The organism is Lentzea sp. NPDC004782 (assembly GCF_040609115.1).
GTDB lineage: Bacteria > Actinomycetota > Actinomycetes > Mycobacteriales > Pseudonocardiaceae > Lentzea.
On the sequence record NZ_JBEXJN010000006.1, the window covers coordinates 58,768 to 84,745 of the forward strand.

The window sequence follows — 25,978 nt, forward strand, 5'->3', positions numbered from 1 at the left end:
GCGGCCACGGGACCTGGGTGTCACCAGGTGACCAGCATCTTGCGGACGCCGTAATTGGTGCCGTAGGTGTCCATCTCGACCTCCTCCGGCGGGGTGGCCAGCCGGAGGCCGGGGAACCGTTCGAACAGCCGCGGCAGGATGGTCTTCAGCTCCGCCCGGGCCACGTTCTGACCGAGGCACTGGTGCACGCCGTAGCCGAAGGCCAGGTGCCGGGTCATCTTGCGGTCGAAGTCGGGCACGTCGGGATTGTCGAACGTGCGCGGATCGCGGTTGGCGGCCGGCATCGCGACCACCACCAGGTCGCCCTTGGCGATGGGCCGGCCGCCGATCTCCAGGTCCTCCTTGGCGACCCGGCCGAGTCCGAACTGGACGATCGTCAGGTAGCGCAGCAGTTCCTCGACCGCCGGGCCGACGCGGTCGGGGTGCTCGGTCAGGTACTGCCGCTGTTCGGGGTGGGTGAGCAGCGTCAGCGCCGAGAGGCCGATCATCGCCATCGTGGTGTCGTGCCCGGCGAACAGCAGCAGCACGCCGATGTCGACGAGGTCGGTGTCGGTGAGGACCGAGCCGTCCTCTTGGCTGGTGCGGACGAGTTCGGCGAGCAGGCCGGCGGAGTCCGGGTCGTCGCGCTTGGCGGCGACCAGGGTGGTGATGTACTGCTGCAGCCACCGGCCCCCGCCGGCGCGCTCCGCCCGGGTTTTGCTCATGTCCATCATCACTTCGGTGGCGTGGTGGAACTGGTCGCGGTCGGTGTAGGGCACGCCGAGCAGCTCGCAGATCACCAGGCACGGGATCGGCAACGAGAGGTGTTCGACGAGGTCGACCGGTCCGTGGGCGCCGGCCTTCTCCATGGCGTCGAGGTGCTCGGTGACGATCCGGTCGATGTAGGGCTGGAGCTTCTGCTGGACGGCTTTCGGCGTGAACCGGCCGGTGAGCAGCCGACGGTAGGCACCGTGGTCGGGCTCGTCCATCATCACGAAGGTCGGGTTGACCGCCTCGGCCGGCTCGTTCGACTCCGCGTCGTGGCCCTCTTCCTCGGGTACGTCGTGCCGTGGACGCCGGGCGCTCATCCGGGGGTCGGAGAACACCTGGCTGCCCTCGTCGAACCGGGTGACCAGCCAGCCGACCCGTCCGCTGGGGAATCGGACGCGGACGATGGGTTGTTCCTCCTGCAGCTGGTGGTACTCCAGGGGCGGGTCGAGCAGCCGTTGCCGCTGGACGGGCATCGCGGGCAGGTCCACGGTCATCGCTTGTCCTCCTTCTCGTACGTGCGCAGCGCGACTTCCACTCCGTTGTGGACCTGGCTGCCGTTGCCCCAGCCGACGTAGTACTGCAGCTGGAGCACGGCTTCGCGGAGCTCCTCCGCGGACAGCTCGCGGTTCGCGAGCGCGCCGCGGACCTGGATTTCGATCAGGTCTGCCCGGCCCAGGGCCGCGGTGGCGCCGATGACCAGGAGCCGGCGGTCGCGGATGGACAACCCGGGCCGGTTCCAGATCTCACCGAAGAGGTGCTCGACGGTCTTTTCGAGCATCGGCGTGTACTCGCTGGGCAAGGTGTCGGTGAAGCCGGTGCCGTACACCTCGTCCATCACCTTCAGGCCCCGCCGCCTGCTCCCGGTGTCCACTGTGGTCATGCGTCCTCCCGTACCCGGATTTCCAGTGTTTCCTTGCCGTGTTTTCGGGCCACGTCGACCAGGGGCACCGCAACCCCGACGCGGCCGGCCAGGTCCTGCGCGGCCGCGAGGTCCTTGTCCAGCAACCGTTCCACCTGGGACACCAGCGCGCGTGTCTCCGGCTTCCCCGCCAGCCGCATGCGCTGCCACGACAGCAGGGTTGCGCCTTCCGGGTCCGCCGCGTCGATGACGGTGAGCAGCTTCGCCGGGTCCACTCCCGCGGCCTCGGCGAGCGTGCTGGCTTCGTGGACGGCGCGCCAGGTGCCGTAGGTGATCACGTTGCGCGCGATCTTGGTCGCCATCCCGGCGCCGAGCGGTCCGCAGTGGACCACGCACTTGGCGAAGTCCGCCAGGACCGGCATCGCGCGTTCCACTGTGGACTCCGCGCCGCCGAGGATGGCCACCAGGCCGTTCTCCGCCGCCTTGTCACCCGGCGTCACACCGCAATCCAACAGCTCCACGCCGGCCCGGGCGCAGGTTTCGGCCAGCTCGCGGACCACCGGCACCGCGACCGTGGACAGCAGCACTACGACCAAGCCGGGGCGCGCACCGGAGAGCAAGCCCTGCTCGCCGGAGAGCACCGTCCTGGCCTGGTCCGCGTCCACCACGGCGACCAGGACGACGTCGCTGGCGCGCGCCACCTCCGCCGGCGACGCCACCGGCGCCGGGACCCCGGCCAGGTGGTCGGCCGCGTCCGGGCGGATGTCGTAGACCACCGGCACCCGGCCGCGGCGGGCGAGGCTGACCGCCACCCCGCCGCCGATCATGCCCAGCCCGATGACGCCGGCTCGTTGCTCGCTCATACTGTCGTTCCTTCCCTGCGGAAAGCCGCGTCCCAGGAGGTCGGTGCCGCGACGAGCGCGCGAGCCGCCCGGACGGCCCGGATCTTGTTGATGCCGACGGCCGCGCACACCCGGTCGTCCTTGCCATAGAGGCCGACGAGGCTGCGCTCGTCCACGCTTCCCTCGGTCAGCGCGAACCGGTCGGCGCCCCGGGGCAGCCCGTAGATCTGGACCTTCAAGTCGTACTGGTCGGACCAGATGTAGGGCACCGGCGCGAACGGCACCGGATCACCGCCGGCGAGGATGTTGCGGGCGACGGCCATCCCCTGCTCGGCCGCATTGGTGCGGTGCTCGATCCGCAGCCGCGTCCCCAGGGCCGGATGCCGCCACGAGGCGACGTCGCCAGCCGCCCACACGCCGGGACCCGCCTGGCAGAACTCGTCGCAGAGCACACCGTTGCCGAACTCGATGCCGCTGCCCGCCAGCCACTCCACGTTCGGCACCGAGCCGATCGACACGAGCACCGCGTCCGCCTCGATGGTCCGGCCGTCGGCCAGCCGCACTCCGGCGGCGCGCCCGCCGGCGGTCAACACTTGCTCGACCAGCACCCCGGTGACGACCTCGACACCGTGCTCCCGGTGCGCGCCGATCAACAGCGCGCCGAGATCGCGGCCGAGGACATCAGCCAGCGGAGCTTCCAGATCGGAGACCAGCGTGACCTGCGCGCCCGCCGTGCGCGCGACCGAGGCGACCTCGGCGCCGAGGAATCCGGCGCCGACGATCACCAGCCGCGGCTGCCGCGCGAGCAGGACCTTGAGGGCCCGGGCATCGGCCAGCGTGCGCAGGACATGTACACCGGGCACACCTTCGGTACCGGGCAGCCACCGCGGCCGCACCCCGGTCGCGATCACGAGATTCTCATAACTCACCATGACCCCGTCAGCGAGCGTGACGGTCTTCGCGGCCGGATCGACCCCGTCGGCCCGCACCCCGAGACGGAGATCCAGTTCCAGACCGGCGATCGCGGCCTCGTCCCGCAACCACACCCGCTCGTCCGGCCACCGGCCGGACAGGATCTCCTTGGACAGCGGCGGCCGGTCGTACGGCAGCTCCGGCTCATCACCGATCAGCGTGATCCGGCCGTCGAAACCCTGCCGCCGCAACGTCTCCGCCACCGACAGTCCCGCCGCCGAAGCGCCGACGACGACCACCCCGGTCATTCGTGCACCACGATAGCCAACGCGGGGCACACCGCCGCGGCGTCCCGCACCATGGCGTACCGGCTCTCGTCCGGTTCGGCGTCGAGCAGGACGACGATGCCGTCCTCGTCCCGCTGATCGAAGACCTCCGGCGCGGCCAGCACACACTGACCCGCCGCGCAGCATTCCTCTTCGTCGATGGTGACGTGCACGGTGATTCCCCAACCTCTCCAGCGTTAGCCTAACTAAGTTCACTTAACGGCGAGCCTAGCTCTGGATCGAACGGGCGAACACCAGGGCAGGTGTGATGCGCCACACAACAACGACGTCTGCTTCGCTGCGACTGAGGCTGCCGAGAGGCGTGCAGACCCGCCAGCTCGCGATTCGGCCTGGACGTGCTGCTGCTGGGCGACCGCGGGTTTCCCTCCTGCGACCTGTAAGCCATGACCATGGCGATTCGATCCAAGGGGCGCTCCGCCGAGGTTGCCGTTGCGGCAGGTCTCGTCTTTGCCGCCCGGTCGTAGCCGGTTCAGGCATCTCTGCGCGGTGAGTTGTTTGACCGGGATGCGGGAGAAACCCTGTCGGACAACAAGATCTGGCCGTCGCGGATGAGGTGGTGGTTGTGGTCGACCAAGGCTGCGACTACCTCCCGTTCACCAATCGTCGCGGCTGGGACGCACCGACGGCCAGCTGGCGCGTGACCCCGGCGCCGCCGCGACGTCGATGAAGGACGACGGCGCGGCAGCTGACCACCGTTCAAGATCGGGGTCGCCCGTGCGAGTCGCGGGTGGGGACGCCGCGCTCCCGCAACTTGGTCAAGACGGTGGTGTGGTCTACGTTCAGGTGCTCGCCGACCCGCGCCAGTGACCAACCAAGGCGGTAAAGGTGGATGGCGTCATCGACTTGGTCAGAGGACAGGCCACGTCGGCGCATCTGCACGCCATTCCTGCGGAGGATGTTGCTGACCGTTCGCCGATCAATACCGAACTGGGAACCCAGCTCATAGGTCGTGGCACCCGCCAGATAATCCCGGATCAGCGTTTGGGTCCGGGCGACGTCCAGTTGCCGAGCCCGACCTGGTTTTGGCCGGTCAGCAGGCGGCGGAGCGGGCGTTGCGGGGTCGGGTAGCTTCTGGAGCAGCGTCTCTAGGGCTTCTACGTGGGGGTTTGTGTTGTAGTAAGTTCCCCCAAGGTCCACTTGAATTGAGAGCCCGTCTGATCGAGCGGTTTCCGCTGGTCAGGCGGGTTCTTTGTGTTCTGGTCTTGATCGCTTCCTGTCGCGGGTGTGTTGACCCTGTGGAGGAGAGTTGGAGAAAGATTCTCCAGCATGATCGTCTCGCGGTGGTGTGGCCTCGGTGGTTGCGGTGTCCCTCATGCCAACGGTGTGAGGGGCAGTGAATTCGTTATGCCGCAGAGGTTCCGATGAATCGGCGCGGTACGGGTTCCGGTGCGGTGGGGTGCATTCGAACAATGGCCGATGCGGTGGTCCATTGGCGTTGCAGGTCGTTGAGAAGCCGTTGTTCGACTTGGGGCGCGACGTGGGAGTAGACCTCGACGACGCGGTTGTGCAGGTGGTGTCCGAGTCGGCGGGCCTGGGCGATTTCGGGTGCACCGCCGGCGATGAGCCAGGTCTTGTGGCTGTGCCGTAGTCCGTGGAACGTCAGTCCTGGCCGGATGGGCTGAGTGTGGACGTGGGCACCGGGGTGATCACGGTTGCCGTTGACGGCCGGGCCGAGTACGCGGCGGATGAAGGTGCTGCGCCACAGCCAGGTTCCGCTCTGTGTGGTGAACACGTAGTCGCTGGTGTGCCGTTGCAGGTAGGAGCGCAGCAGACCGATGAGGAACGGCGGCAATGTGATGGTGCGGGCGGAGGCGGCGGTCTTGGGCGGGCCGAGCCACCTTTCGTGGGTGCTTTCGTGTAGGGCACCGATGAGCGGGTCGATGGTGAGGGTGCCGGCGTCGAGGTTGAGGTTGTCCCGGTGTAGTCTGGTGAGCTCGCCCCAGCGGCAGCCGGTCCAGGCCGCGGTGATGATCAGTAGTCCGGCGCCTTCGCCGTCGAGCAGGGTGGCTTGGTTGGCGATGCGGAGGACTTCTTCTGGGGTGGCCCAGATCTTTTCGCGTTCGATGCGGCGGGCGCGGCCTCCGCGGCGGCGTCGCCTGCGGATGGGGTTGTCGGGGATGAGGCGTTCGTCGGCGGCGTCGGTGAGCATCATCGCCAGCAGTTTGACGATGCTGGCGACGGTGGTGGGTGCGTAGTCGAGCCGGTGGAGGTTGTTGATCCATTTGGTGACGCCGAGTGCGGTGATGGCGGCGAGTGGGGTGCCGCCCCCAGCGGAGGAGGATGTGGCAGCGCAGGATGCTGCGGTAGTTGTCGACGGTGCGTGGGTCAAGATCGAGGGCGGCGAACCAGGTGGCGGTCCATTCGGCGACGGTGGTCTTGCCTCGGCTCGGGTCGAGCCAGGTGTTGCGGCGCTGGTCACTCTCGATGTCGTCGGCGTAGTTGTCGGCGGCTTGCTTGGTGGTGAATCCCGAGATGGAGGCGGTGTGTCCGTCTCCGGTGGGGTAGCGGACTCGCCAGGATTGCGGACCCATTTGTTCTGTCCAGGCCATGACAGGCTCCAGTGTGGGGAGAGTTGCTGGTCTGGTCTGGTGTGCGCTTGTGCGGTCATGAACGCAAGTCGACCGGGTTGAGGGCGCGGAACAACTCGGCTGTCTATGGAACGTCTGGAGCGGGGTGTTCGGCGATGTACTGGGTGGCGGTGTCGTTGTCGATGAGCGAGTTGTCGGCGAGCCACTGGACAGCGCGGTGGCGAGCTCGGGTGTCGCGGAAGGCGTACCAGGTCGGCAGTAGTTCCGGGTACTCCTCGTGCAGCTCGACTTTGAACCTGCGGAAGGCGCCTTTTCCATCGATCGCCCGCATGAGTCGCCGCTGGGTGCGTTCGTCGCTGACGAGTTCGGCGAAGTCGGCCATGTCCTGGTACCAGATGTACGAGGGCAGTGGGTCGATGCAGATTTCGTCCAGGTCGTCGAGGTCGACAAGTGTTTTGCCATCGATGCCCAGGTCGGAGGTCCAGAGCAGTACTTCCCCGGTGTCCGGGTTGATCAGCCAGCGGTGTTCGTAGTCGGTCTGGTCCGACAGCGCTTGTGCGATCTCATCCAGGTCAAGTCGGCTGAGTTCCAGCATTCGGACCACGGTAGCGGCCCTGGCGAGATCTGCCCGGTCTGCTGGGGTGAGTACTGTGTTCGGCCGTGGCCGACTCCTTTCTTCCCACGGGTTCGACGCTGGTCGACGTCATCGCGGGTGTGCTGGCCGAGCACGGGCCGATGACGGAGGGGCAGCTTGTTTCCGTCCTGAACGACCGTGGTGTGGTGCTGGGAGCCGACGCGGACGAGGTGCTGGCGGAGGCGCTGGACGACGGTTCCGGGGTGCTGGCGGTGCTCACCGACGAGCGGTGGGTGTCGTTGCCGGCTCTGCTGACCGGCCGGGTGTTCACGCGCCGGTTGAGCGCGCTGGAGATCGAGCACGACTTTCTCGAGTCCAGCCTGGACCTGTGTCCGGTTGACATGCTGACCGAGCACGTGAGCTATCAGCAGCTGGTTGACGGCTCGCCGGTGGTAGGGGTGCTGCCGGGGCTCGACGACGACGCGCTGGAGGCGCGCGGCGTGCCGCCAGAGGCTGTGGATGATCTCGGCGCTCTGTTGCTGCCGGTCGGCTATCTGGCGGGTAAGGGGCTGAACGAGGGCGACATGATCGCGGTGCGGGTCACGGGGGAGGGGCTGCGGCTGGAGGCCGCGCCGGACGAGGCGGTGCCGACGGATGGGCTGGTCGCCGTTGGGCATCGGCTGTCGCAGGTGCTGGCAGCACAATCAGACGAACCCGTGTTGCTGGATGCGGCGGTCTGGACGGCGTGCGCGGACGATCCCACGTTGTTCACCGAGCCGCTGCCTCCGCTCGGGGAGGTGCTCGAGGCGTGCGGGCTGGTGTGCGACGGTGAGTGGCTGGCCCCGCCGGGGTTCGACTTCCGGCGATGGCGCGCGAACGCGCGGCTTGAGGCGATCGCCGCGCGGCACGATCTGGATGACGACGAGGCGGTCGCGGTACTGACGATCGTGGCGCTGTACGAGCGCGTTGCCGACTTGCACGCCGCGGCGTCGGATGCGTACGAGGGTGGCGGTGACGCCGCGTTGACCACGTTCGCCACCGAGCTGACTGGCCAGCCGGAGTCTTCCGGCACCGGTCCGGGCGCTGTGGTCCGATCAGTGCTGCCGATGCTGGCCGAACCCGTCGTGGCCGCGGCGGTCCTGACCGAGACGATCGGAACTGGTCGTGACGGCGCGGCGGCGCTGGGATTGTTCGCCGAGACGCTCGAGCCGCTGGCGCCGCGCACTGCTCGGCCGGCGTTGCGGTGGCTGCGTGGCAAAGCCCACGAGCGGCTGGGTGACGTTGCCGCGGCCGAGGCTGACTACGAGGCCGCGGAGTCGCTGGATCCACAGTGGCCACTGGCCTTGAGCGCCCTCGCTCGCTACGCCGGCGATCGCGGTGATGCGACCAGAGCGCTTGATCTGCTGCGCCGCGCCGGGGTTTCGTCGGACCATCCGCTGGTCGGGTTGCTTGAGCAGTTCGAGGCTGAGCCCCGGTCGGACGTCGGCCGCAACGATCCGTGCTGGTGTGGTTCCGGTCGCAAGTACAAGAAGTGCCACCTTCACCGTGAGCAGCTCCCGTTGGACGAGCGCGCTGGGTGGCTGTACCGGAAGGCGGGCTTGTTCCTGGCGGACGGTCCCTGGCGAGTCGAGATGGCGGATGTCGCGCGAGAGCGGGCGGCGTTCAGCGACAGTCCTTACGGTCTGCTTGATGCGCTGGAGGACCCGTTGGTCACTGACGCGGTGCTGTTCGAGGGCGGTGGGTTCGCGGAGTTCGTGTCTGTTCGGGGTGTGTTGCTGCCGGAGGACGAGCGGCTGCTGGCCGAGCAGTGGCTGCTCGTCGATCGCTCGGTGTTCGAGGTCGAACAGGTCCACCGCGGCGAGAGCTTGACGGTGCGAGACGTGCGTACCGGCGACGTGCACCAGGTCCGGGAGCGCACCGCCAGTCGTCAGCTGAAGGTGGGTGCGCTGTTCTGTGCTCGGATCGTGCCCGCCGGCGACACGATGCAGATCTTCGGCGGCATCGAACCTGTCGAGCTGCACGAGCGCGACGAACTCATCTCGCTGCTGGACGCCGAGCCCGACCCGATCGATCTGGTCTCCTTCCTCACCCGGCGGTTCGCGCCGCCAGCACTGCGCAACACCGAAGGCGACCCGTTGGTGCTGTGCGAAGTCACCCTGCGGACCGGTGATCCGGCCGCGTTGGTCGCCGAACTGGACGAGACCTACGCACGCCGTGCCGACGCGCACACTCCACAGTGGATCGAAAGCGTCACGGACGGGCCTGTCCGCGCGACCCTGAGCCTCGACGGGGCTGATCTGACCGTGCACACCAACAGCGAGGCCCGGCTCGATCGGGTGCTGGACACACTGCGGAAGCTCGATCCGACGCTCACGGTCGTCGAGGAGTCCCGCCAACCCGCGCGCGACACCCGCGAAGCGGCGGCTCTCACGTCCAGGAGCCACTCCGGCGGGGACCCGGTTGATCCCAGGGCAGCGGCTGTGCTTGATCAGTTCATCCGCGACTACGAGCGGAAGTGGCTGGACGAGCCCATCCCCGCCCTGGCCGGACACACGCCCCGGCAGGCCGCCGCCGATCCCACCCGGCGTGACGACTTGATCCGGCTACTGGACTCCTTCCCCAGCCACCCTGACCAACCTGGTCTCATGAGCCCAGACCGCCTGCGTGCCGCTCTCGGCCTGGGCTGACAAGGTGGTGCAGCCACGTCGGCACCGCCTGCGCAAGCCGGCCCGGCTGGACTCCGCACGGGTCTGGGCCCGTTCCGGCGCGCGGGTCACCGTGAAAACGTACGCCAAGTGGTACGGCGTCGACCGCTACACGGCGTACGAGGAACTCACCGCGATCGGCTTTCCGCTCCCGGCCACTGCGTCGCAGTGGTCGCGGCGACCGCCCCCGGTACCACGTGAGGAACGCCGACCTGTCGACGAACCCGACGACCCGGACTGGGTCTGGGTGGATGGCCGAAGGATGTTCGTCGTGGGCTACACCGCAGGCGGAGCACCGTTCGGCTGTTGGGAGGACGAGCTCGACGACGGTCAGTTCACAGCCTGGCACGGTTGAGGCGGTCGATGAGGCTGGGTTTGCGTGCGTGCGCGTCACGCAACGCCATGCTGCGCAAGGTGAAGGTGTCGAACCGGTCGTCGCGTTCGGCCAGCGCCTGGAGATCGCTGAGCAAGGCCACAGCGGCGTCGTACTCGGTGGGCTTGCGGGTGGCGATCAGTGCTTCGACCTTGGCCCAGGCGGCTTCTTCGTCGTGGGACAGGTCGTCCAGTCGTTTCTGGCGGGCGAGGGCTCGGGCGTGTTCGCGGCGGGCTTCCTTCTCGGCGCGTTGCGCGGCTTCCTGGCGCTGCCGGTCGTCACGCCTGAGCCGAGCGCTGTCCAGGAGATCGGCCACGGTGCGGCGGCCGGGTGAAGGGACAGACGGCGCCATGATGTCGCGGAATCCGCGCAGTATCTCCATTCGCACAGTCGCAGCGTGTCCCTGGGCGACTTGCAGCAGTAGCCGGTCCTTCTCGTCGGTGGGCAGTTGCGTCAACCAGGCCGCGAGCTTTTCGGGGTCGTCGGCGGGAACGTCGAGAGGCGGGCTTGCTTCGGCGGCTGCCGCGAGCAGGTCCCTGTCGATGCGGAGGAACTCGGCCAGCTCGTGTTGTGGCGCGGTGAGCGTGCGCAGGCCAGGCGGCACAGGTGGTTCGAGTTCGTCGTCCTCGTCCTGGTCGAAGGCGTCTTCGTCGTGTTCCCAGACGCCGTAGTCGGCCAGCCAAGCCAGGTAGAGCGCACGGTGGTCACCGGTGGCGAGTTCGTCGCGGATGCCGATGATGGACGACAGTGAGGCCTGCGGTTCGTAGTTCCAGTCGCCGGATTCGTCGTCGTTGGTCAGGCTGAGGACGAGGTGCTGGCCGGCAGTCCAGGCCGTGACCTGGTCGCTGACGCAGTACTGCCCGGCCACGTCCAGGTCGAGCAGGTTGCGGGGCAGGCGGAGCATGATTCGCCGTGTGCCCCAGTTGGCGAAGTAGAGATGTGCGTCGTAGTAGCGCTCCATCAGCTGGTTGGGGTCGCCGCGGAAATCGCCCCAGTGGTATTCGTTGACGAACCTGGTGGCGGTGATCTCCGCGCGGGTGGACAGCGCGCCCACCTCGGCCTGTTCCTGTGCGTCGAGGGGCCGGTCGATCGCGACGAACTCGTAGTACTGGTACTCGCTCAACGCACGCTCCCGTACGGCTTCGCCTGGAATCCCGAGTCGTCACCCAGGTGGAAGAACAGGTGCCCGGCAAGCGAACCGTCGTCGGCCAGCGCCGCCCAGCCGCGCCCGCTGACCTGGTCGCCCTCGTCGTGTCCTTCCCAGCTGAACTCGACGAAGGGGCGGCCGTCGCGTTCGGACCACCGGCAGTCCATCCAGCCGCGGACGGCGATGAAGCCGAATTCACCGGTCCTGTCCTTCGCGAACTTGATGAACCCCGGCTCGACCAGGTCGACGTCGTCGGAGTCCCAGTTCGTCATGTCCACGATCCGCCATCGCCCGGTCGGTGCCTTCACGAGTTCTCCCCACTCGATCGCCGATCCGCGAGATTAGCGGGACGCCTCCGTAGCCGGTGCGGGGCGGCTGCTCTGGAGCGTCGGCTGCGTGATGAGAGCACCCCCTGGTGAAATCTCACACTGGATCGGTCTGGAGAAATCTGGAGAGTTCATATGGTCTGAACGGCGTTAGACTGCATTCAACGACGGTGAACAGATCCGTGATGACCAGCGGTTTCGTAATCGCCGCAGGTGAAGGCTTGCCCCGGCTCACGCTGGCAGTGTGAGGGTCAGGGGTTCGAGTCCCCTCAGCTCCACTTGAATTGAGAGCCCGTCTGATCGAGCGGTTTCCGCTGGTCAGGCGGGTTTCTTGCTGTTCTGGGGTTGATCTTTGGTGATCGTGGTGTGTTGCCCCTATGGAGCACTTCTGGAGCAGGATTCTCCGGTTTGATCGTCGTGCTGGTCGCTGGACTGGGTGATCGTCGCGCCCTAACGGTGTGAGGGGCAGCGGTATTGCTTACGCCGCAAGCGGACCCGAAACATGGCGTTCTGCGGGTTCTGGCGCGGTTGGGTGCGTTCGGATATTCAGGTCGGCTTCATGCCAGCGGCGTTGGAGGTCGTTGAGGAGTCGGAGTTCTACTTCGGGTGCGACGTGGGAGTAGACCTCGGTGACGCGGTTGGGCAGGTGGTGGCCGAGTCTTCGTACTTGGGCGATTTCGGGAGCACCGCCAGCAATCAGCGACGTCTTGTGACTGTGCCGCAGTCCGTGGAAGGTCAGGCCGGGGCGGATCGGTACCGGCGGATGAAAGCGCTGCGCCACAACCATGTTCCGCTTTCGGCGGTGAACACGAACTCGTTGTCGTGCTGCTCAAGATGCTTGTGCAGCATGGTGATGAGGGACGGTGGCAGGGTGATCGTGCGCGCGGATGACGCGGTCTTGGGTGATCCGAGCCAGCGCGTGTGCGCACTCTCGTGTAGTGCCCCGGTGCGTGGATCGATGATCAGGACACTGCGGTCGAGGTCGACGTTGTCTCGTCGTGGACCGGTGAGCTCGCCCCAGCGGCGTCCGGTCCACGCAGCGGCCACAACGAGCAGGCTGTCAATCTCTCCGCCGAGCGCGGAGGCTTGTTCGGCGATGCGGAGGACTTCGGTGGGTGTTGCCCAGACGCGTTCGCGTTCGATGCGGTGGCTGCGTCGTCCTCGTCGTCCTCGTCGTCGGTAGCGGTGGATGGGGTTGGTGGGGATGAGGTGTTCGTCGTCGGCGTCGGTGAGGATCATCGAGAGGACTTTGATGATGGTGGCGACGGTGGTGTTGGCGTAGCCGAGCCGGCGCAGGTCGCTGATCCATTTGTTCACGCCGAGCGCGGTGATCGCGTTGATGAGGTGTCGCGCCCCAGCGGAGCAGGATGTGGCAGCGCAGGACGCTGCGGTAGTTGTCGATCGTCCGTGGGTCGAGGTCGAGCGCGGCGAACCAGGTGGTGACCCAGTCGGCGACGGTGGTGCGGCCGCGGGTGGGGTCGAGCCAGGTGTTGCGGCGTTGGTCGCATTCGATGTCGGCGGCGTAGTTGTCGGCGGCGCGTTGGGGTGGTGAAGCCGGAGATGGATGCGGTGTGTCCGTCGCCGGTGCGGTAGCTGACTCGCCATGACTGCATGCCGATCTGTTCTGACCAAGCCATGACGACCCCCGGGAGTAGCTGTAGTGAGAGGTCTCAGTTGTGCGCCCCGAGCTCCTTGAACGCAAGCCCGCCCGGTAATCGATCCTGGTATTTCGCGCAACCTCGGCGAAGACGCCCGATCATCACGCCAAGACAACGCGACGTCCGCTGGCGCCAAGCTCGGCTACGTGATTTCGCCTGCTCGGGGAGGTCTTCGATGGCTTGACGGTCAGCGGCGCTATCGACCTACGACACAAGTGCGTTGGCGGCCGCGTCGAACTTTCTGTTTTTTGTTCTCGATGCCTGTTGCCTGGCTACGCTCCGCTGGTGAAGCGACTTCTTGTGGTAGTTGTGTGCCTGTTCGGCGCGGCGTGCGGTACTTCGGCACCGACTACACCTTCCAGCGCGCCGTCCACGTCGCAGGTCGTTGACGCCTCCCAGGCAATTGGTGTCGCCTTCGAGACTTTCAGGAAGGCCGTAGTGGCCAAGGATGGTGCGGCCGCCGTATCGGTGCTGTCCAGCAGCACGTTCAGCGAGTACGACAAGATCAGAAAGGTCGCGCTCACCGGTGCTGAGCAGCAGGTCGCTGCGCTGGTCCCGAGTGGCAGGATCCTCGCGTACACGATGCGGGGCGAGTTGGATCCCGTGGTGTTACGTACTGCGTCTCCGCGTGACCTGGTGAAGGCTGTCATCGGCCAGGGCTTGGTCAGCGGGGAGAGTGTCAGTGCCATCACGCTGGGCGATCTGACGATCAACGACGGCAAGGCGTTGGGGAAGGTCCGCGTGGCCCGCGCGCAGACGACGGTGTTTCTCAGCTTCCTTCGTGAGGATGGCGCGTGGAGGTTCGAGCTGCCGTCGATGTTCGACTTCACCGACGCCACGTTGGGCGCGGTTGCCAAGCAGAAGAACCTGAGCCAGGCCCAGATGATCGATGAAGTACTGCTTGCCAAGTACGGGCCGGCGAAGGCCGCTGAGGTTCGCAAGCCGATCGGTGCCTGACCACTCTCAGTTGACCGTGACGTTGGTGCCTACGTCAGGACCTTGCCCCAGGGTCGGCTCGGCGTGTTCCCCTCCCGAAAAGGGGCTGTCTGCTCTCGCTTCGGCGGGGTCCGAGCTCAACCTCGCTCGGGATGTTCGGCTGAGCTGGCTGAGCACCTGAGCCGCGCCGCCCTACTGTTAGTAGAAGAGTATGAGCCGAACGTCACCTGTTCGGCCTCATTGTCAATCTCTATCTCGCCGGGCAGACTCGGCTGTCGCAAGGGGGTTCGCGTGTTGTCGGGGGGCATGCGCGGATAGCGGGGGGCTTTACTTGACACGCGCCGGGGTGGCGCAGGGCTTTGCCTTGCGCGCGTTCGTGACGTTCGCAGTTGTGTCTACATTCGTCGTTCCGTCGGCTGGTGCGGCTGAGCCTGCCTGTGTTGACGAGCAGCCGACTGCGGTGGCGGCCGCGGCGATGGCGTCGCGGTGTGGTCGTCGGGTCGAGATTGTCGAGCTGCGTGCGGAGAGCGCGCAGACGTTCGCGAAGCCAGGTGGTGGTTTCACCACGGAGCAGTCGGTGGAGCCGCGTTGGGCCCGTCAGGCCAACGGTTCGTGGGCTCGGATCGACACGACCCTGCGCGCGGTGGGAACGATGGTGGCGCCCGCTGCGGTGGTGCTGCCCGTCGAGTTCTCCAACGGGGGTACGGGGCCTGCGGCGCGGCTGCGTGATGGTGATCACGAGTTGTCGATCACGTGGCCGTTGGGTCCGTTGCCCAGGCCGGTGTTGTCCGGTGCGGCCGCGACCTATGCCGAGGTCCTGCCGGGTGTGGACTTGAAGCTCACGGCTTCGGCGCAGGGCTTCTCGCAGATCCTGGTCGTGAAGAACCGGGAGGCCGCGAGGAACCCGAAGATCTCCAAGGTGACGTTCGGGTTCGCTACGAAGGGCGTCACGACGCAGGCCGCCGGTGGTGGGCTGGAGGCCAAGGACGCGTCCGGTCGTGTTGTGTTCATGTCGCCGACCCCGCTCATGTGGGACTCGGCTGGCACGGGAGCAGCGGGTGTTTCGGCGAGGTCGGCGTCGGCGGAGCCGCCGCGGCAGCGTACGGCGGCGATGCCGATCGCTGTGCAGAACGGCGAGATCAGTGTTGTTCCGGATGCCGCGATGCTGGCCGATGCGGCGACGCAGTACCCGGTCATGATCGATCCGCCGTGGTCAGGCCGGGTGCTGGACAACGCGTGGACTCTGGTGTCGAGCAAGGATCCGACCTGGACGTACTGGCAGGGCCGCAACAACCAGGGCAACTACTACCTGGGTGATGCCGGCGACAAGGGCCCGGCGGGTACCGGCCTGATCTGTGACAGCGTCTCGTCGGAAGGGAAATGCCTGAGTTCGACCTACAAGGTTCGTTCGTACTTCCGGATGGACATCTCCGGGGTCAAGGGGAAGATCGTCACGGGTGCGTCGTTCCGAATTGAGCAGCGGTGGGCGTTCACCTGTAGCGGTAACGGCTCCAACGCGACGGTGCGGGTCGCGGACGAGTTCAGCGGCGGTACGAACTGGAACAACCAGCCGAACTGGTGGGGCGACGCCTGGAGTTCGACGAGCCCGGCCAACCGCAAGGTCGGCGCGACGAACAACTGCGCGGCACCTGGCGATGTCGAGTTCGAATTCACCGGTGTGGTCAGCAATGCGGTGAACACCGGCTGGCACAACATCACAGTCGCACTGCACGTCGACGAAAGCCGCGTCGACTACTGGAAGCGCTTCAACCCGGGTAGTGCCGTGCTCGCGATCGACTACAACTCGGTCCCGAACCAGCCGGACCAGATCACCGTGGACGGCAAGGGCTGCGCGACCGGTGACGCCCGCCCGGTGGTACCGACCGCCACGCCGACGATTCGCGGCCGGGTCAGTGACCCCGATGGCGGGGACACCATGACCGCCCGCTTCGAGTGGCGGCGTATCCGGCCCGATGGTTCTCGCGCACCGGTCACGCAGGTCGACCGGTCGCCGTACGGCAACGGCACTGTTGCGGACTACTCGGTGCCCAAGCCGGACGGTCTGCTGAGCGGCGTTGTGGAGGCGGCCGACACCTTGGTCGGCACCGGGGACTGGGACAACGACGGCAAGACCGACCTGCTGATCAGAGACCTCGACGGCGTGCTGTATCTGCTGCCGACAGTGGACACACCCACCGGCAGGAAGTCCGGTGACCGGGTGGAGATCGGCCGGGGCTGGAGCGGTTTCACCATCGCGGGTGTCGCCGACTGGGACAACGACGGCAAGCTCGACATCCTGGCACGCCAGAACGACACGGGAGATCTGTACGTCTACCCCGGTGAGGGCAAACGCGGCCCCTCCGGTCAGGACCGGGTGCGGATCGGCTGGGGCTGGGGCGCTTTCACCTATGCCGGTGTCGCCGACTACGACCGTGACGGCAACCAGGACGTGATCGCCAGGGACCCCGACGGTGTGCTCTGGATCTATCCCGGCGAGGGCAAACGTGCACCGTCCACTCAGGACCGGACGACGCTGGGCTGGGGCTGGAACGGCTTCACCTTCGCCGGCGTCGCCGACCGCACGGGTGACGGCAAGCCCGACATCTTCGCGTACTGGGAAGCGAGCGGCGAGTTGTGGCTGTACCTGGGCAGCGGCACGCGCGCGGCCTACACCGGGGACCCCTCGCGGTACTTGATCGGCTGGGGCTGGCAGGGCACGAACCCGCGCACCATGCCCGACCTGAACGGCGACGGCGCGGTCGACATCGTCGCCCAGGTGCCGTTCTCGCCGGACTGGTTCTTCTACCCCGGTGTGGTAGGCACTCAGCCCGGCCCGGAGAAGTCGACCATCGCGGGCCGCGGCCTGACCACCGGCAACTACGAATACCGCGTAACAGCCTCGGACGGGCGGGCGTGGGGGTCGGCGTCGAACTGGTGCGAGTTCACCGTCGACATCACCCCACCCGACGCACCGTCCTTCACCTCCTCCGTCTACAAGACAACAGGCTGTCCTGCGGAAGGCTGCGGCGCACTCGGCATTGCGGACACCTTCACCTTCTCCAGCACCTCCACTGATGTCGTGAAATACCGTTGGGGCTTCACGGATCCACCATCGATGACGATCGCCCCAAGCACCCCGATCCGCTGGACACCGCCGTCATCCGGTCCGAAGACGCTCTTCGTCGAGGCGGTCGACCGTGCGGGCCTGGCTACGCGCAGGACGTTCGGCTTCACGGTGGCGGGCGGCAAGCCCAATGAGGCGCAGTGGTTCACGGCTGACGATCCCGCGTTGGACGCCACAGGCAATGGCCACGACCTCGCGCTGACGGGCCTGGACACCGGCCGGGTCGGACGTGCCGTTGGCGGCATGGGCGCGATCGGGTTCAACGGCGCGGTCGCCAACGGCGCGACCACGGCGAAAGTCCTCGATACTGGCAAGGATTTCTCCGTCTCCGCGTGGATTCGACTCACCGATGACACAGTGAATCGCACAGTCGTGAGCCAGCAGGGTTCCGCGACGTCCGCATTCCGGCTCGGCTACGAGGCCGCCGAGCACAAATGGGTGTTCGCGTTGGCGGAGAACGACACGGGAAATGCCACACAGAAGGCTGCGAAGTCCGACGCTCCGGCTGCCGTCGGCGTCTGGACCCACCTGACCGCCACGTTCGACAGTGTGAACAAGGAAGTCCGGCTGTACGTCGATGGTGCGTTGCAACGCACCATCGACGTGGTGGACAACGGTTTCAACGCAGGCGGTCAGCTGTGGATCGGCAAGGCGATGCGCAACTCCGCGCCTGCGGAACCGTGGCTTGGCGATGTGGCGGAGGTGCGGGCGTGGAACCGCGCGATCACCCCGCAGGAGACGCTGGCGATGACCGACGCTTCCGTGGTGGGGGGTGTTGGACGTTGGATGTTCGACGAGGGCTCCGGGTCGGTCGCCGGCGACTACACGCAGTACCGGCGTGCTCTCAAGCTCAACCTCGCCGGTGGCGCCAAATGGGGTGCGGGCCTCAAGGGCAACTACAGTTTGGAACTCAACGGCACCAATGGTTCGGCCAGCACGACCGAGCCCGTGCTGAACACGGACCAGTCGTTCTCGGTCGACGTGTGGGCCAAACTCAGCGGCACCGGCACGCCGCGCACCGTCGTCGTGCAGCGCGGTCCGTCTGGTGTGGACCCGTTCACGCTGAAGTACGACGGCTCGCAGTGGAGTGCCGAGATGCCGAACGCGGCGGCCAGTCCGTCGACGTGGTGGAAGGCCAAGGGCGACGCTGTCGCGAACAAGTGGACTCACCTCGTCGTCACCTATGACGCCGGCGCGCGGACGCTGAAGCTCTCGGTCGGCTACAAGGTGAACGACGCGGACGAGTACGCCGTGGACGCGCTGAGGAGCACGGTCACTGGTGTGGTCGGCTGGAACTCCACCGGGGTGCTGTCGGTCGGCCGTAGCAGCGTGGGTGAGTACTTCAGCGGCAACATCGACGAGCTGAAGGTCTATCAGGGCGTGCTCGCTCCGCGAGTGCTCGAGACCACAGCGCTTCAGGGAGCGTCGCTGTCCGGCGACGCGCGGGCGGAGATCATCTCGGTGGACGCCGACGGGAGCGTGCGTGCGTTCCTCAACGTCAGCGATACCGCGGTCTACCCCAACGCCGCGCAGTTGGTCGGCTCCGGTTTCGCGGCCGACCGCACCTGGTTCGCCGACATCAACGGCGACGGCAAGTCCGAGACCATCACCGTCGATGCGAACGGCGCGATCAAGGCGTTCAAGAACGTCAACGGCATGAACGGGTTCCCCTTCGGGGACATGACTGTGATCGGCTCGGCGCCGGGGGAGACCGCACGGATCCGGTTCGTCGACATCGATGGTGACGGCAGAGCGGATCGCGTCTCGATCGACGACGACGGTCGGGTCCGCGTGTACCGCAACCTGTTCGGTCTGAACGAGCTCGGCCAGCCGACCGCGTTCGCGACCACCCCGGTGATCGTCAAGGTGCTCCCGACCGGCGTGACTCCGGACCGTGTCCGGTTCGCAGATCTCAACGGAGACAGGAAGGCCGAGCTCATCGCGGTGAACGCCGATCAGTCCGTTTCGGCGTTCCGCAACTTGGGCGGGCTCGGCTACGGCTCCTACGACACGTCGCAGGACATCGGCTACGGCTGGACGCCTGACCGCACCTGGTTCGCCGACATCAACGGCGACGGCAAGGCGGAGATCATCGCCGTCCGCACGGACGGGACCGTGTGGTCGTACCGCAACGTCGATGGCCTCGATGGCCGCACCGGGTTCCCCTACACCGAGGAACCCAAGGGGATCGGCGCGGGCTGGAACGAGCCCGCCCGCGTGTTCTTCAGCTGACCAGTCCGCACCCTGCCCTGAACTGGAGTTGTGTCATGCTCACAGCCCGATTTAAGCGTGGACTGGCTGTCGCACTCGCCGCGTCGCTCGCGTCCGCGATGTTCACCGCTTCGCCCATCCCGGCCGCGCCGTACAGACCGCCTGTGCCGAAGCAGGAACGATTGATCACCGGCAAGAAAGCCGATGTGCGGCAGGTCGAGAACGTGCGCACCGGTAAGGATTTCGCCGGTGCGGCGCCGATGTGGCCGGAAGCCTCGGTAGCTGAGGTCGATCTCGCTGCGGTGCTGGTGAACAAGTCGGCGCGGGTGGGCGACACCTCTGTGTCGGTTGCTGTTGCCGACGGAGCCGCGAAGTCGACGCCGAAGATCAAGATCGAGACGTTCGACCGGGACAAGACCCGCGCCGCCGGTGTGGACGGCGTGTTGTTCAGGGTCTCCGGCGGCCCGGCGAAGGTGGAAGTCAACTACTCCTCGTACCGCTGGGCGCATGGCGGTGACTGGGCTTCCCGGTTGCGGCTGGTCGAGTTGCCCGGGTGTGCGCTGCGGACGCCGGAGAAGCCGGAGTGCGCCGGCAAGCCCGTCGCGTCGCGCAACGACGTGGCGAAGGGGACGGTGACCGCGACTGAGGCGTCGCCTTCCGGTGGTGCGTTCATGGCGTTGGCCGCGGGCACGTCGAGTGGTTCGGGCAGCTACAAGGCGACGAGCTTGTCGCCGTCGGCGACGTGGTCGGCCGGGTCGAACACGGGTGCGTTCACGTGGAACTATCCGTTGCGGATGCCGCCTTCGCTGGGCGGCCCGACGCCGTCTCTGGCGCTGGAGTACTCGTCGGCGAGCGTGGACGGGCGGATGGCGGCCTCGAACAACCAGCCGTCGTGGATCGGCGAGGGGTTCGAGCTCGGCGCGAACTTCATCGAACGCAGGTACGTCGGTTGCGGCGACGACATGAAGGACGGCGCGCGCAACACCGAGAAGACCGGCGACCTGTGCTGGCGCAACGAGAACGCGACGTTGTCCATGCAGGGCCACGCCGGTGAGCTGATCAAGGAAAGCCCGACGTCGAATCGCTGGCGGCTGCGCAACGACGACGGCACCCGTGTGGAGTTCGGCGTCAACGCGAACAACGGTGCCCGCAACGGCGAGCACTGGGTGGTGACGACGCCGGACGGCACGCAGCACTGGTTCGGACGTAGCGCGCAGTCGGTGCTCAACGTGCCGGTGGCGGGTAACCACTCCGGGGAGCCGTGTGCGGCGGCGTTGTTCAAGGACTCGTTTTGTTCACAGCCGTATCGGTGGAACCTCGAGTACGTCGTCGATCTGCACGGCAACACGATGACGTACAGCTACGACAAGCAGACCAACAAGTACGCACGCAACAACAGCGCGACCGATCTGGCGGAGTACGACCGGGCGTCGGTGCTCAAGCAGATCGACTACGGCACCCGTTCCGACCGGACCGAGACCGCGCCGATGCAGGTCGTGTTCGAATCGGCTGACCGGTGTCTGGCTGACTGTGGCACCAGGGACGCGACGCACTGGCCGGACACACCCTGGGACCAGGAATGCACGACCAGCCCGTGCCGGGTGGGGTCGCCGACGTTCTGGACGACCAAGCGCCTGGTATCGGTGACCACGAAGACCGGCGGTAGCCCGGTGGAGAAGTGGACGCTGGGGCACTCGTTCCCGGATCCCGGTGACGGCACGCGTGCCGGGTTGTGGCTGGACAAGATCTCCCACGCCGGCCTGGTCGGCGGGGAGACGCCGGTGCCGGACGTCCGGTTCCAGGGCATTCAGCTCAGCAACCGCGTCGACACGCACTCCGACCAGCTCGCGGCGATGAAGTGGTGGCGGCTCAAGACGATCTTCACCGAGACCGGTGGCAGGATCGACGTCACCTACGCGGACGCGGACTGCGTGCCGGGGTCGCGGATGCCGGACGTGAACGCGCTGCAGGACAACAACCTGCGGTGCTACCCGGTGCGATGGACTCCCGAGGGCAACACGAGCCCGATCTGGGACTTCTTCCACAAGTACGTGGTGAGAAGTGTGCAGGAGGCCGACCTGACCGGTGGCTCGGTGCGGGTGGTCACCGACTACGAGTACGTCGGCAACCCGGCGTGGCACTACACGGACGACGACGGTCTGATCAAGGCAGAGGACAAGACCTGGTCGGTGTGGCGCGGCTATGGCGCGGTCAAGACGCGCAAGGGTGATCCGGAAGAGCAGACGCTGACGGAGAAGCGCTACTTCCGCGGTATGAACGGCGACAAGCTGCCGTCCGGCACACGCACCGCGTCGATGCCGGCGGTCGCCGTCGGCGCCGTTCCTGAGGCGGTCGACGAGGACGCGTTCGCGGGTATGGTCCGTGAAGAGATCGTCTACAACGGTGGCGCCGAGGTGTCGGCGACGGTCAGCGAGCCCTGGCAGTCCAACGCGACCGCGTCGCGCACGATCAACGGTGTCACCGTCAACGCCCGGTTCTCCGCCGTGGCCGGCAAGCACACGCGTGTCGCACTGGACAGCGGCCGCGGCTATCGCACCACCAGCTCGGTGACCGATTTCGACCAGGTCTACGGCATGGCCACGCAGACTGAGGACCGCGGTGACGACAACGTCACCGGCGACGAGAAGTGCACGCTGATCGACTACGCCCGCAACACGTCGGCATGGTTGACCAGCGCGGTGTCGCGCAAGCGCAACTACCTGGTCGACTGCGCCCATGCCAAGGCACCGGCCGGCCTCAAGGACACGGACTTCGTCGGCGACGTCAAGACCTACTACGACGGCCAGGGCCACGGTGTCGCTCCGACCAAGGGTGAGCCGAGCACGATCGAGAGCCTCAAGTCCTACACCGGTGGTGTGTCGGCGTACGTGACCGACCAGGTGACCGAGCGCGACAGCTACGGCCGGACCACGAAGACGACCGACCCCAAGGGCACCTCGACCATCGCGTACACGCCGGCTGCGGGCGGGCCGGTCACCGACCTCACCGCGACCAACTCGGTGGGCTGGGTGACCAAGACCGTCCTCGAGCCCGCCTGGGGCTCGCCACTGTCCGTTATGGACCCGAACCAGCGGAAGACCGACTACGCCTACGACGGCCTCGGCCGCACGACGGCGGTGTGGCCCATCGGATTCGACCGGTCCGGACCGGCAGCCAAGAAGTTCTCCTACCGGGACCGGGCGGACGGGTCCGTCGCCGTCGCGACGAGCACGTTGAACACGGCACTTCAGTACGTCACGTCGTACCAGCTGTTCGACGGGTTGCTGCGGCCGCGTCAGACGCAGACACCGGATGCCGCGGGCGGCACGTCCAACAACGTCATCACCGACGTCTACTACGACTCGGCGGGCCGGGCCAAGCGAGCCAACAACGCCTACCTCGCGAACACAGCTCCCGGCACTGACCTGTTCGTGCCGACCGACACCATTCCTTCGGCAACGACGACGACCTACGACGGCGCCGGTCGCGAGATCATCCAGGCGCTCAAGTCGGACGTGCCGGTCGCCAGCCCCGGCGGCAACGAACTGTTCCGCACCTCCACCTACTACGCGGGCGACCGCACCGACGTGACCCCGCCGAGTGGCGGCATCGTGTCGTCAACGCTGATCGACGCCCTGGGCCGCAAGTCCGAGCTGCGCCAGTACCACGCGGGTGCGGTCGCGGGCAGCGCAACGGGCTTCGATGCCACCAAGTACACCTACGACCTCCGCGATCAGCTGACCGAGGTCGTCCACGCGTCGGGCAAGAAGTGGCAGTACGCCTACGACGTGCGCGGCCACAAGGTTCGTGCGGTCGACCCGGACAAGGGCACCACCGAATCGACCTATGACGACGCAGACCAGCTCGTGTCCATAAAGGACGGGCTGGGCAAGGCGGTCGCGTTCACCTACGACACCTTGGGTCGTAAGACGAGCATCCGCGACGACTCACCAACCGGAACGCCCCGCGCGGAGTGGTTCTACGACACGCTCTCCGACGGAACCGTTGTCAACGGCGTGCAGGTGAAGTCGGTGCGGCACGGTGAGCTTGGTGACTACGTCACGGAGCACTCCCGGTTCAACGCCGCCTACCAGCCGCTGGAGATCGACTTCACGATCCCCGCAGGAGAAACCGGGCTTGGCGGCACGTACAGCTACGAATACAACTATTACGGCAACGGCTCGCTGAACGTGATGCACCTGTCGGCGCTCGGCGATCTCAAGAAGGAAACACTGGAGTACGGCTACGACGCACTGAACCAGCCGAGCACGCAGAAAACCGCCTACGGAACCGCGACACCGACCGAGCTCGTCGCCGGCACCGGTTACACGTCGTTCGGTGAACTCGCGAGCACCACCCTGCTGGGCAGTGGTCGTACCGTCACCGTCGTCCGCGGCTATGAGCAGTACACCCGGCGCCTCAGCCAGATCTACACCTCGAGGCAGACCGGCCCCACCGACGTGGCCAAGGTGTCGTACAGCTACGACCCCGCCGGCAACGTCACCCGCATCGCGGACTCGATCAGTGGCGACACGCAGTGCTTCACGACCGACCACGTGCGCCGGGTGACCGAGGCGTGGACGCCGGGTTCGGGCAACTGCGGTGACGCGCGCACGGTGGCCGCCCTTGGCGGTCCGTCGAAGTACTGGCAGTCCTTCACCTACAACGCCGCGGGCGACCGCGAGAAACTGATCGAGCACGGCACCAGTGCGGGCGACCGCACGACCGAGTACTTCCCGACGCCTGGCAAGCACAGCCTGGCCAGCACGGTGACCACCGACAACACCGGTTCTCGCAAGGCTTCCTACACCTACGACGCTGTTGGTAACACGCTCACTCGTCCGTCGCCGTCTGGTGGTACGCAGACCATGACGTGGGATCGCGAGGGGCGAGTAGCGACGTCGGCTGACGATTCCGGTGCGTCGTCGTATGTCTACGACGCCGATGGCGTCCGGTTGATCCGGCGCGATCCGACCGGTAGCACGTTGTACCTGCCGGGTCAGGAACTGCGTTACACGACGTCGGGTGGTGCGAAGACCTGCACCCGCTACTACTCGCACGCGGGCCAGACCGTCGCGATGCGCACGTCGACGGGTCTGACGTGGATGTCGTCCGATCAGCACGGCACCGCGCAAATCACGATCAACGCGCTGAACCAGACCGTGAGCACCCGCCGGACCCTGCCGTTCGGCGAGGTTCGTGGTGGTAGCGGGACCTGGCCGGCGCGGCTGGACAAGGGGTTTGTCGGTGGCACGCTGGACAACACCGGGCTGACGCACATCGGTGCGCGTGAGTACGACCCGGCGATCGGCCGGTTCGTCTCGGTGGACCCGGTGATGGACGCCGCCGATCCGCAGCAGTGGAACGGCTACGCCTACGCCAACAACTCACCGATCACCTACAGCGACCCGACCGGTCTGCTGCCGACCAGCTGCATGGACGACGGCAGCAACTGCAGCACCCACCACACCAACGACCACGAAGTCGCCTCGGAGTTCGACGTGGAGTCGGAAGGCGGGATCACCGCGGGCAGGCACAAGCCCAGCGGAACGACCTACCTAGGCGACAAGGAACTGCCCTCCGGCGGTCCGGATGTCTTCGTGCTTGCGAGGGCGATGCGAGCGTTCCAGCGGACCTCCGACCGGTACCAGACTCCTGAGGGCGAGTACGGCGAGTTCAGCACCTATCAGCTACTCGCACTGGCGGAAGAGGTTTGCACATACCAGACATCTCTCTGCAGCAGCGAATTCAAGCTAAGCGTGTCGCTTGCTAAGGGGGCCGTAACAGGCGCAATGGGCGCCTCGAACTTTGAGCTGAATTCGACCATGCTCACCGCCGGTGCCTCAGCTGGTGCGGCGTTGCGCGCTGTAGCGACACCGTCGACGCGCATCGGGTCATCGTGGAATGCCACTAGGTCCGCTGTACGCGACTGCAATAGCTTTGCTGGCGATACACCAGTGTTGATGGCGGATGGCTCGACCAAGCGCATCGATGAGATCAAGATCGGCGACCAGGTGCTCGCGACAGACCCGGAAACGGGGGAGTCGGGCGCACGGGAAGTGACCGCGACGATCATCGGCGAGGGTTTCAAGAACCTCGTCGAGATCGAGACAGGTAACGGCAAGATCGTCGCGACCGACAATCACCCGTTCTGGCTGCCCGACCAGAAGCAGTGGGTCGACGCCAAATATCTTCACACAGGTTCGGCCTTGCAGACCTCGACCGGCCCGCGCGTAGAGGTCACCGAGATCAAGGAGCGGATCGAGTTCAAGCGCGTTCGAAACCTCAGCGTCGATGGCATCCACACGTACTATGTACTCGCCGGGGCAACGCCGGTACTTGTTCACAACAGCAGCGGATGTATAAATTGGGAAGCCAATAGTGTTAAAACGTGGGGTCACACATTCAAGACTCATGGCGCTGGAGCGAAGAACACGAAGGCTCTGACCGATCGTGCTCGTAGCACCGGGAATCAGCAAGGTCAGTGGCTGGATAATGATGCCGCTGCGGAGTTCTTGAAGGGGGTCCATGTCGAAGGAGCCGGGCCCAGGTCGGTGCGCATTCCGGACGGGTTGGGGCAGGTGATTATGCCGGATGGGAGTATCGTTCAAGCACGGGCGGCTACCATCGTCCCGAGTCGAAATGGGCTGTACAAGACGGGGTTTCCGATCATTGGTCCGAACTAG

General features: G+C 66.6%; 15 protein-coding genes. 5 read left to right on the plus strand and 10 right to left on the minus strand.

The genetic code is table 11. The features are described 5' to 3' along the window. Nucleotides 1-20: 20 nt before the first annotated feature. The 7 genes from ABZV40_RS07730 to ABZV40_RS07760 all read right to left on the minus strand — a co-directional run bounded on the left by ABZV40_RS07730 (nucleotide 21) and on the right by ABZV40_RS07760 (nucleotide 6,833). Nucleotides 21-1,244, minus strand: coding sequence for a cytochrome P450 (locus ABZV40_RS07730; protein WP_355437259.1), 1,224 nt, complete (start codon nucleotides 1,242-1,244; stop codon nucleotides 21-23). Next, on the minus strand, nucleotides 1,241-1,630 hold the full coding sequence (locus ABZV40_RS07735; protein ID WP_355437261.1) for a carboxymuconolactone decarboxylase family protein: 390 nt from the start codon (nucleotides 1,628-1,630) through the stop codon (nucleotides 1,241-1,243). The genes ABZV40_RS07730 and ABZV40_RS07735 overlap by 4 nt, the downstream gene beginning before the upstream one ends. Beyond that, nucleotides 1,627-2,472 carry an NAD(P)-dependent oxidoreductase gene (locus tag ABZV40_RS07740; protein ID WP_355437263.1) on the minus strand — a complete coding sequence of 282 codons (846 nt, stop codon included), beginning with the start codon at nucleotides 2,470-2,472 and terminating at the stop codon, nucleotides 1,627-1,629. Before ABZV40_RS07740 ends, ABZV40_RS07735 begins: the two co-directional genes overlap by 4 nt. Further along, entirely contained in the window at nucleotides 2,469-3,671 is a 1,203-nt protein-coding gene (locus ABZV40_RS07745; protein WP_355437265.1) for an FAD-dependent oxidoreductase, read from the minus strand. The genes ABZV40_RS07740 and ABZV40_RS07745 overlap by 4 nt, the downstream gene beginning before the upstream one ends. Beyond that, a complete protein-coding gene (locus ABZV40_RS07750; protein WP_355437267.1) occupies nucleotides 3,668-3,862 on the minus strand; it encodes a ferredoxin in 195 nt (64 codons plus the stop codon). The genes ABZV40_RS07745 and ABZV40_RS07750 overlap by 4 nt, the downstream gene beginning before the upstream one ends. A 1,190-nt stretch (nucleotides 3,863-5,052) precedes the next feature. Beyond that, nucleotides 5,053-6,039, minus strand: a complete 987-nt coding sequence (locus tag ABZV40_RS07755) for a tyrosine-type recombinase/integrase (protein ID WP_355437269.1) — start codon at nucleotides 6,037-6,039, stop codon at nucleotides 5,053-5,055. A gap of 323 nt (nucleotides 6,040-6,362) precedes the next feature. Further along, nucleotides 6,363-6,833: a UPF0158 family protein gene (locus ABZV40_RS07760; RefSeq protein WP_355437271.1), complete on the minus strand. Its 471-nt coding sequence runs from the start codon at nucleotides 6,831-6,833 to the stop codon at nucleotides 6,363-6,365. A 65-nt stretch (nucleotides 6,834-6,898) separates the two neighbouring features. Between ABZV40_RS07760 and ABZV40_RS07765 the strand changes: the two genes are divergently transcribed. Both ABZV40_RS07765 and ABZV40_RS07770 read left to right on the plus strand, forming a co-directional pair. Continuing rightward, complete coding sequence (locus tag ABZV40_RS07765) at nucleotides 6,899-9,499, plus strand: SEC-C domain-containing protein (protein ID WP_355437273.1); 2,601 nt, start codon at nucleotides 6,899-6,901, stop codon at nucleotides 9,497-9,499. A 7-nt stretch (nucleotides 9,500-9,506) separates the two neighbouring features. Further along, on the plus strand, nucleotides 9,507-9,872 hold the full coding sequence (locus ABZV40_RS07770; RefSeq protein ID WP_355437275.1) for a hypothetical protein: 366 nt from the start codon (nucleotides 9,507-9,509) through the stop codon (nucleotides 9,870-9,872). Here ABZV40_RS07770 and ABZV40_RS07775 read toward each other — a convergent pair. The 3 genes from ABZV40_RS07775 to ABZV40_RS07785 all read right to left on the minus strand — a co-directional run bounded on the left by ABZV40_RS07775 (nucleotide 9,853) and on the right by ABZV40_RS07785 (nucleotide 12,680). Beyond that, nucleotides 9,853-11,013, minus strand: coding sequence for a hypothetical protein (locus tag ABZV40_RS07775; protein ID WP_355437277.1), 1,161 nt, complete (start codon nucleotides 11,011-11,013; stop codon nucleotides 9,853-9,855). The genes ABZV40_RS07770 and ABZV40_RS07775 overlap by 20 nt on opposite strands. Then, nucleotides 11,010-11,345 carry a hypothetical protein gene (locus ABZV40_RS07780; protein ID WP_355437279.1) on the minus strand — a complete coding sequence of 112 codons (336 nt, stop codon included), beginning with the start codon at nucleotides 11,343-11,345 and terminating at the stop codon, nucleotides 11,010-11,012. Before ABZV40_RS07780 ends, ABZV40_RS07775 begins: the two co-directional genes overlap by 4 nt. Nucleotides 11,346-12,098: 753 nt before the next feature. Beyond that, nucleotides 12,099-12,680 carry a hypothetical protein gene (locus tag ABZV40_RS07785; protein ID WP_355437281.1) on the minus strand — a complete coding sequence of 194 codons (582 nt, stop codon included), beginning with the start codon at nucleotides 12,678-12,680 and terminating at the stop codon, nucleotides 12,099-12,101. 626 nt (nucleotides 12,681-13,306) lie between these two features. Between ABZV40_RS07785 and ABZV40_RS07790 the strand changes: the two genes are divergently transcribed. The 3 genes from ABZV40_RS07790 (at nucleotide 13,307) to ABZV40_RS07800 (ending at nucleotide 25,978) form a co-directional block, all read left to right on the plus strand. After that, nucleotides 13,307-13,978 (plus strand): hypothetical protein, encoded by a 672-nt coding sequence (locus ABZV40_RS07790; protein WP_355437283.1) that lies wholly within the window; start codon nucleotides 13,307-13,309, stop codon nucleotides 13,976-13,978. A 310-nt stretch (nucleotides 13,979-14,288) separates the two neighbouring features. Then, nucleotides 14,289-19,313, plus strand: coding sequence for a LamG-like jellyroll fold domain-containing protein (locus ABZV40_RS07795; RefSeq protein WP_355437285.1), 5,025 nt, complete (start codon nucleotides 14,289-14,291; stop codon nucleotides 19,311-19,313). Nucleotides 19,314-19,456: 143 nt separating this feature from the next. Beyond that, on the plus strand, nucleotides 19,457-25,978 hold the full coding sequence (locus tag ABZV40_RS07800; protein ID WP_355437287.1) for a polymorphic toxin-type HINT domain-containing protein: 6,522 nt from the start codon (nucleotides 19,457-19,459) through the stop codon (nucleotides 25,976-25,978).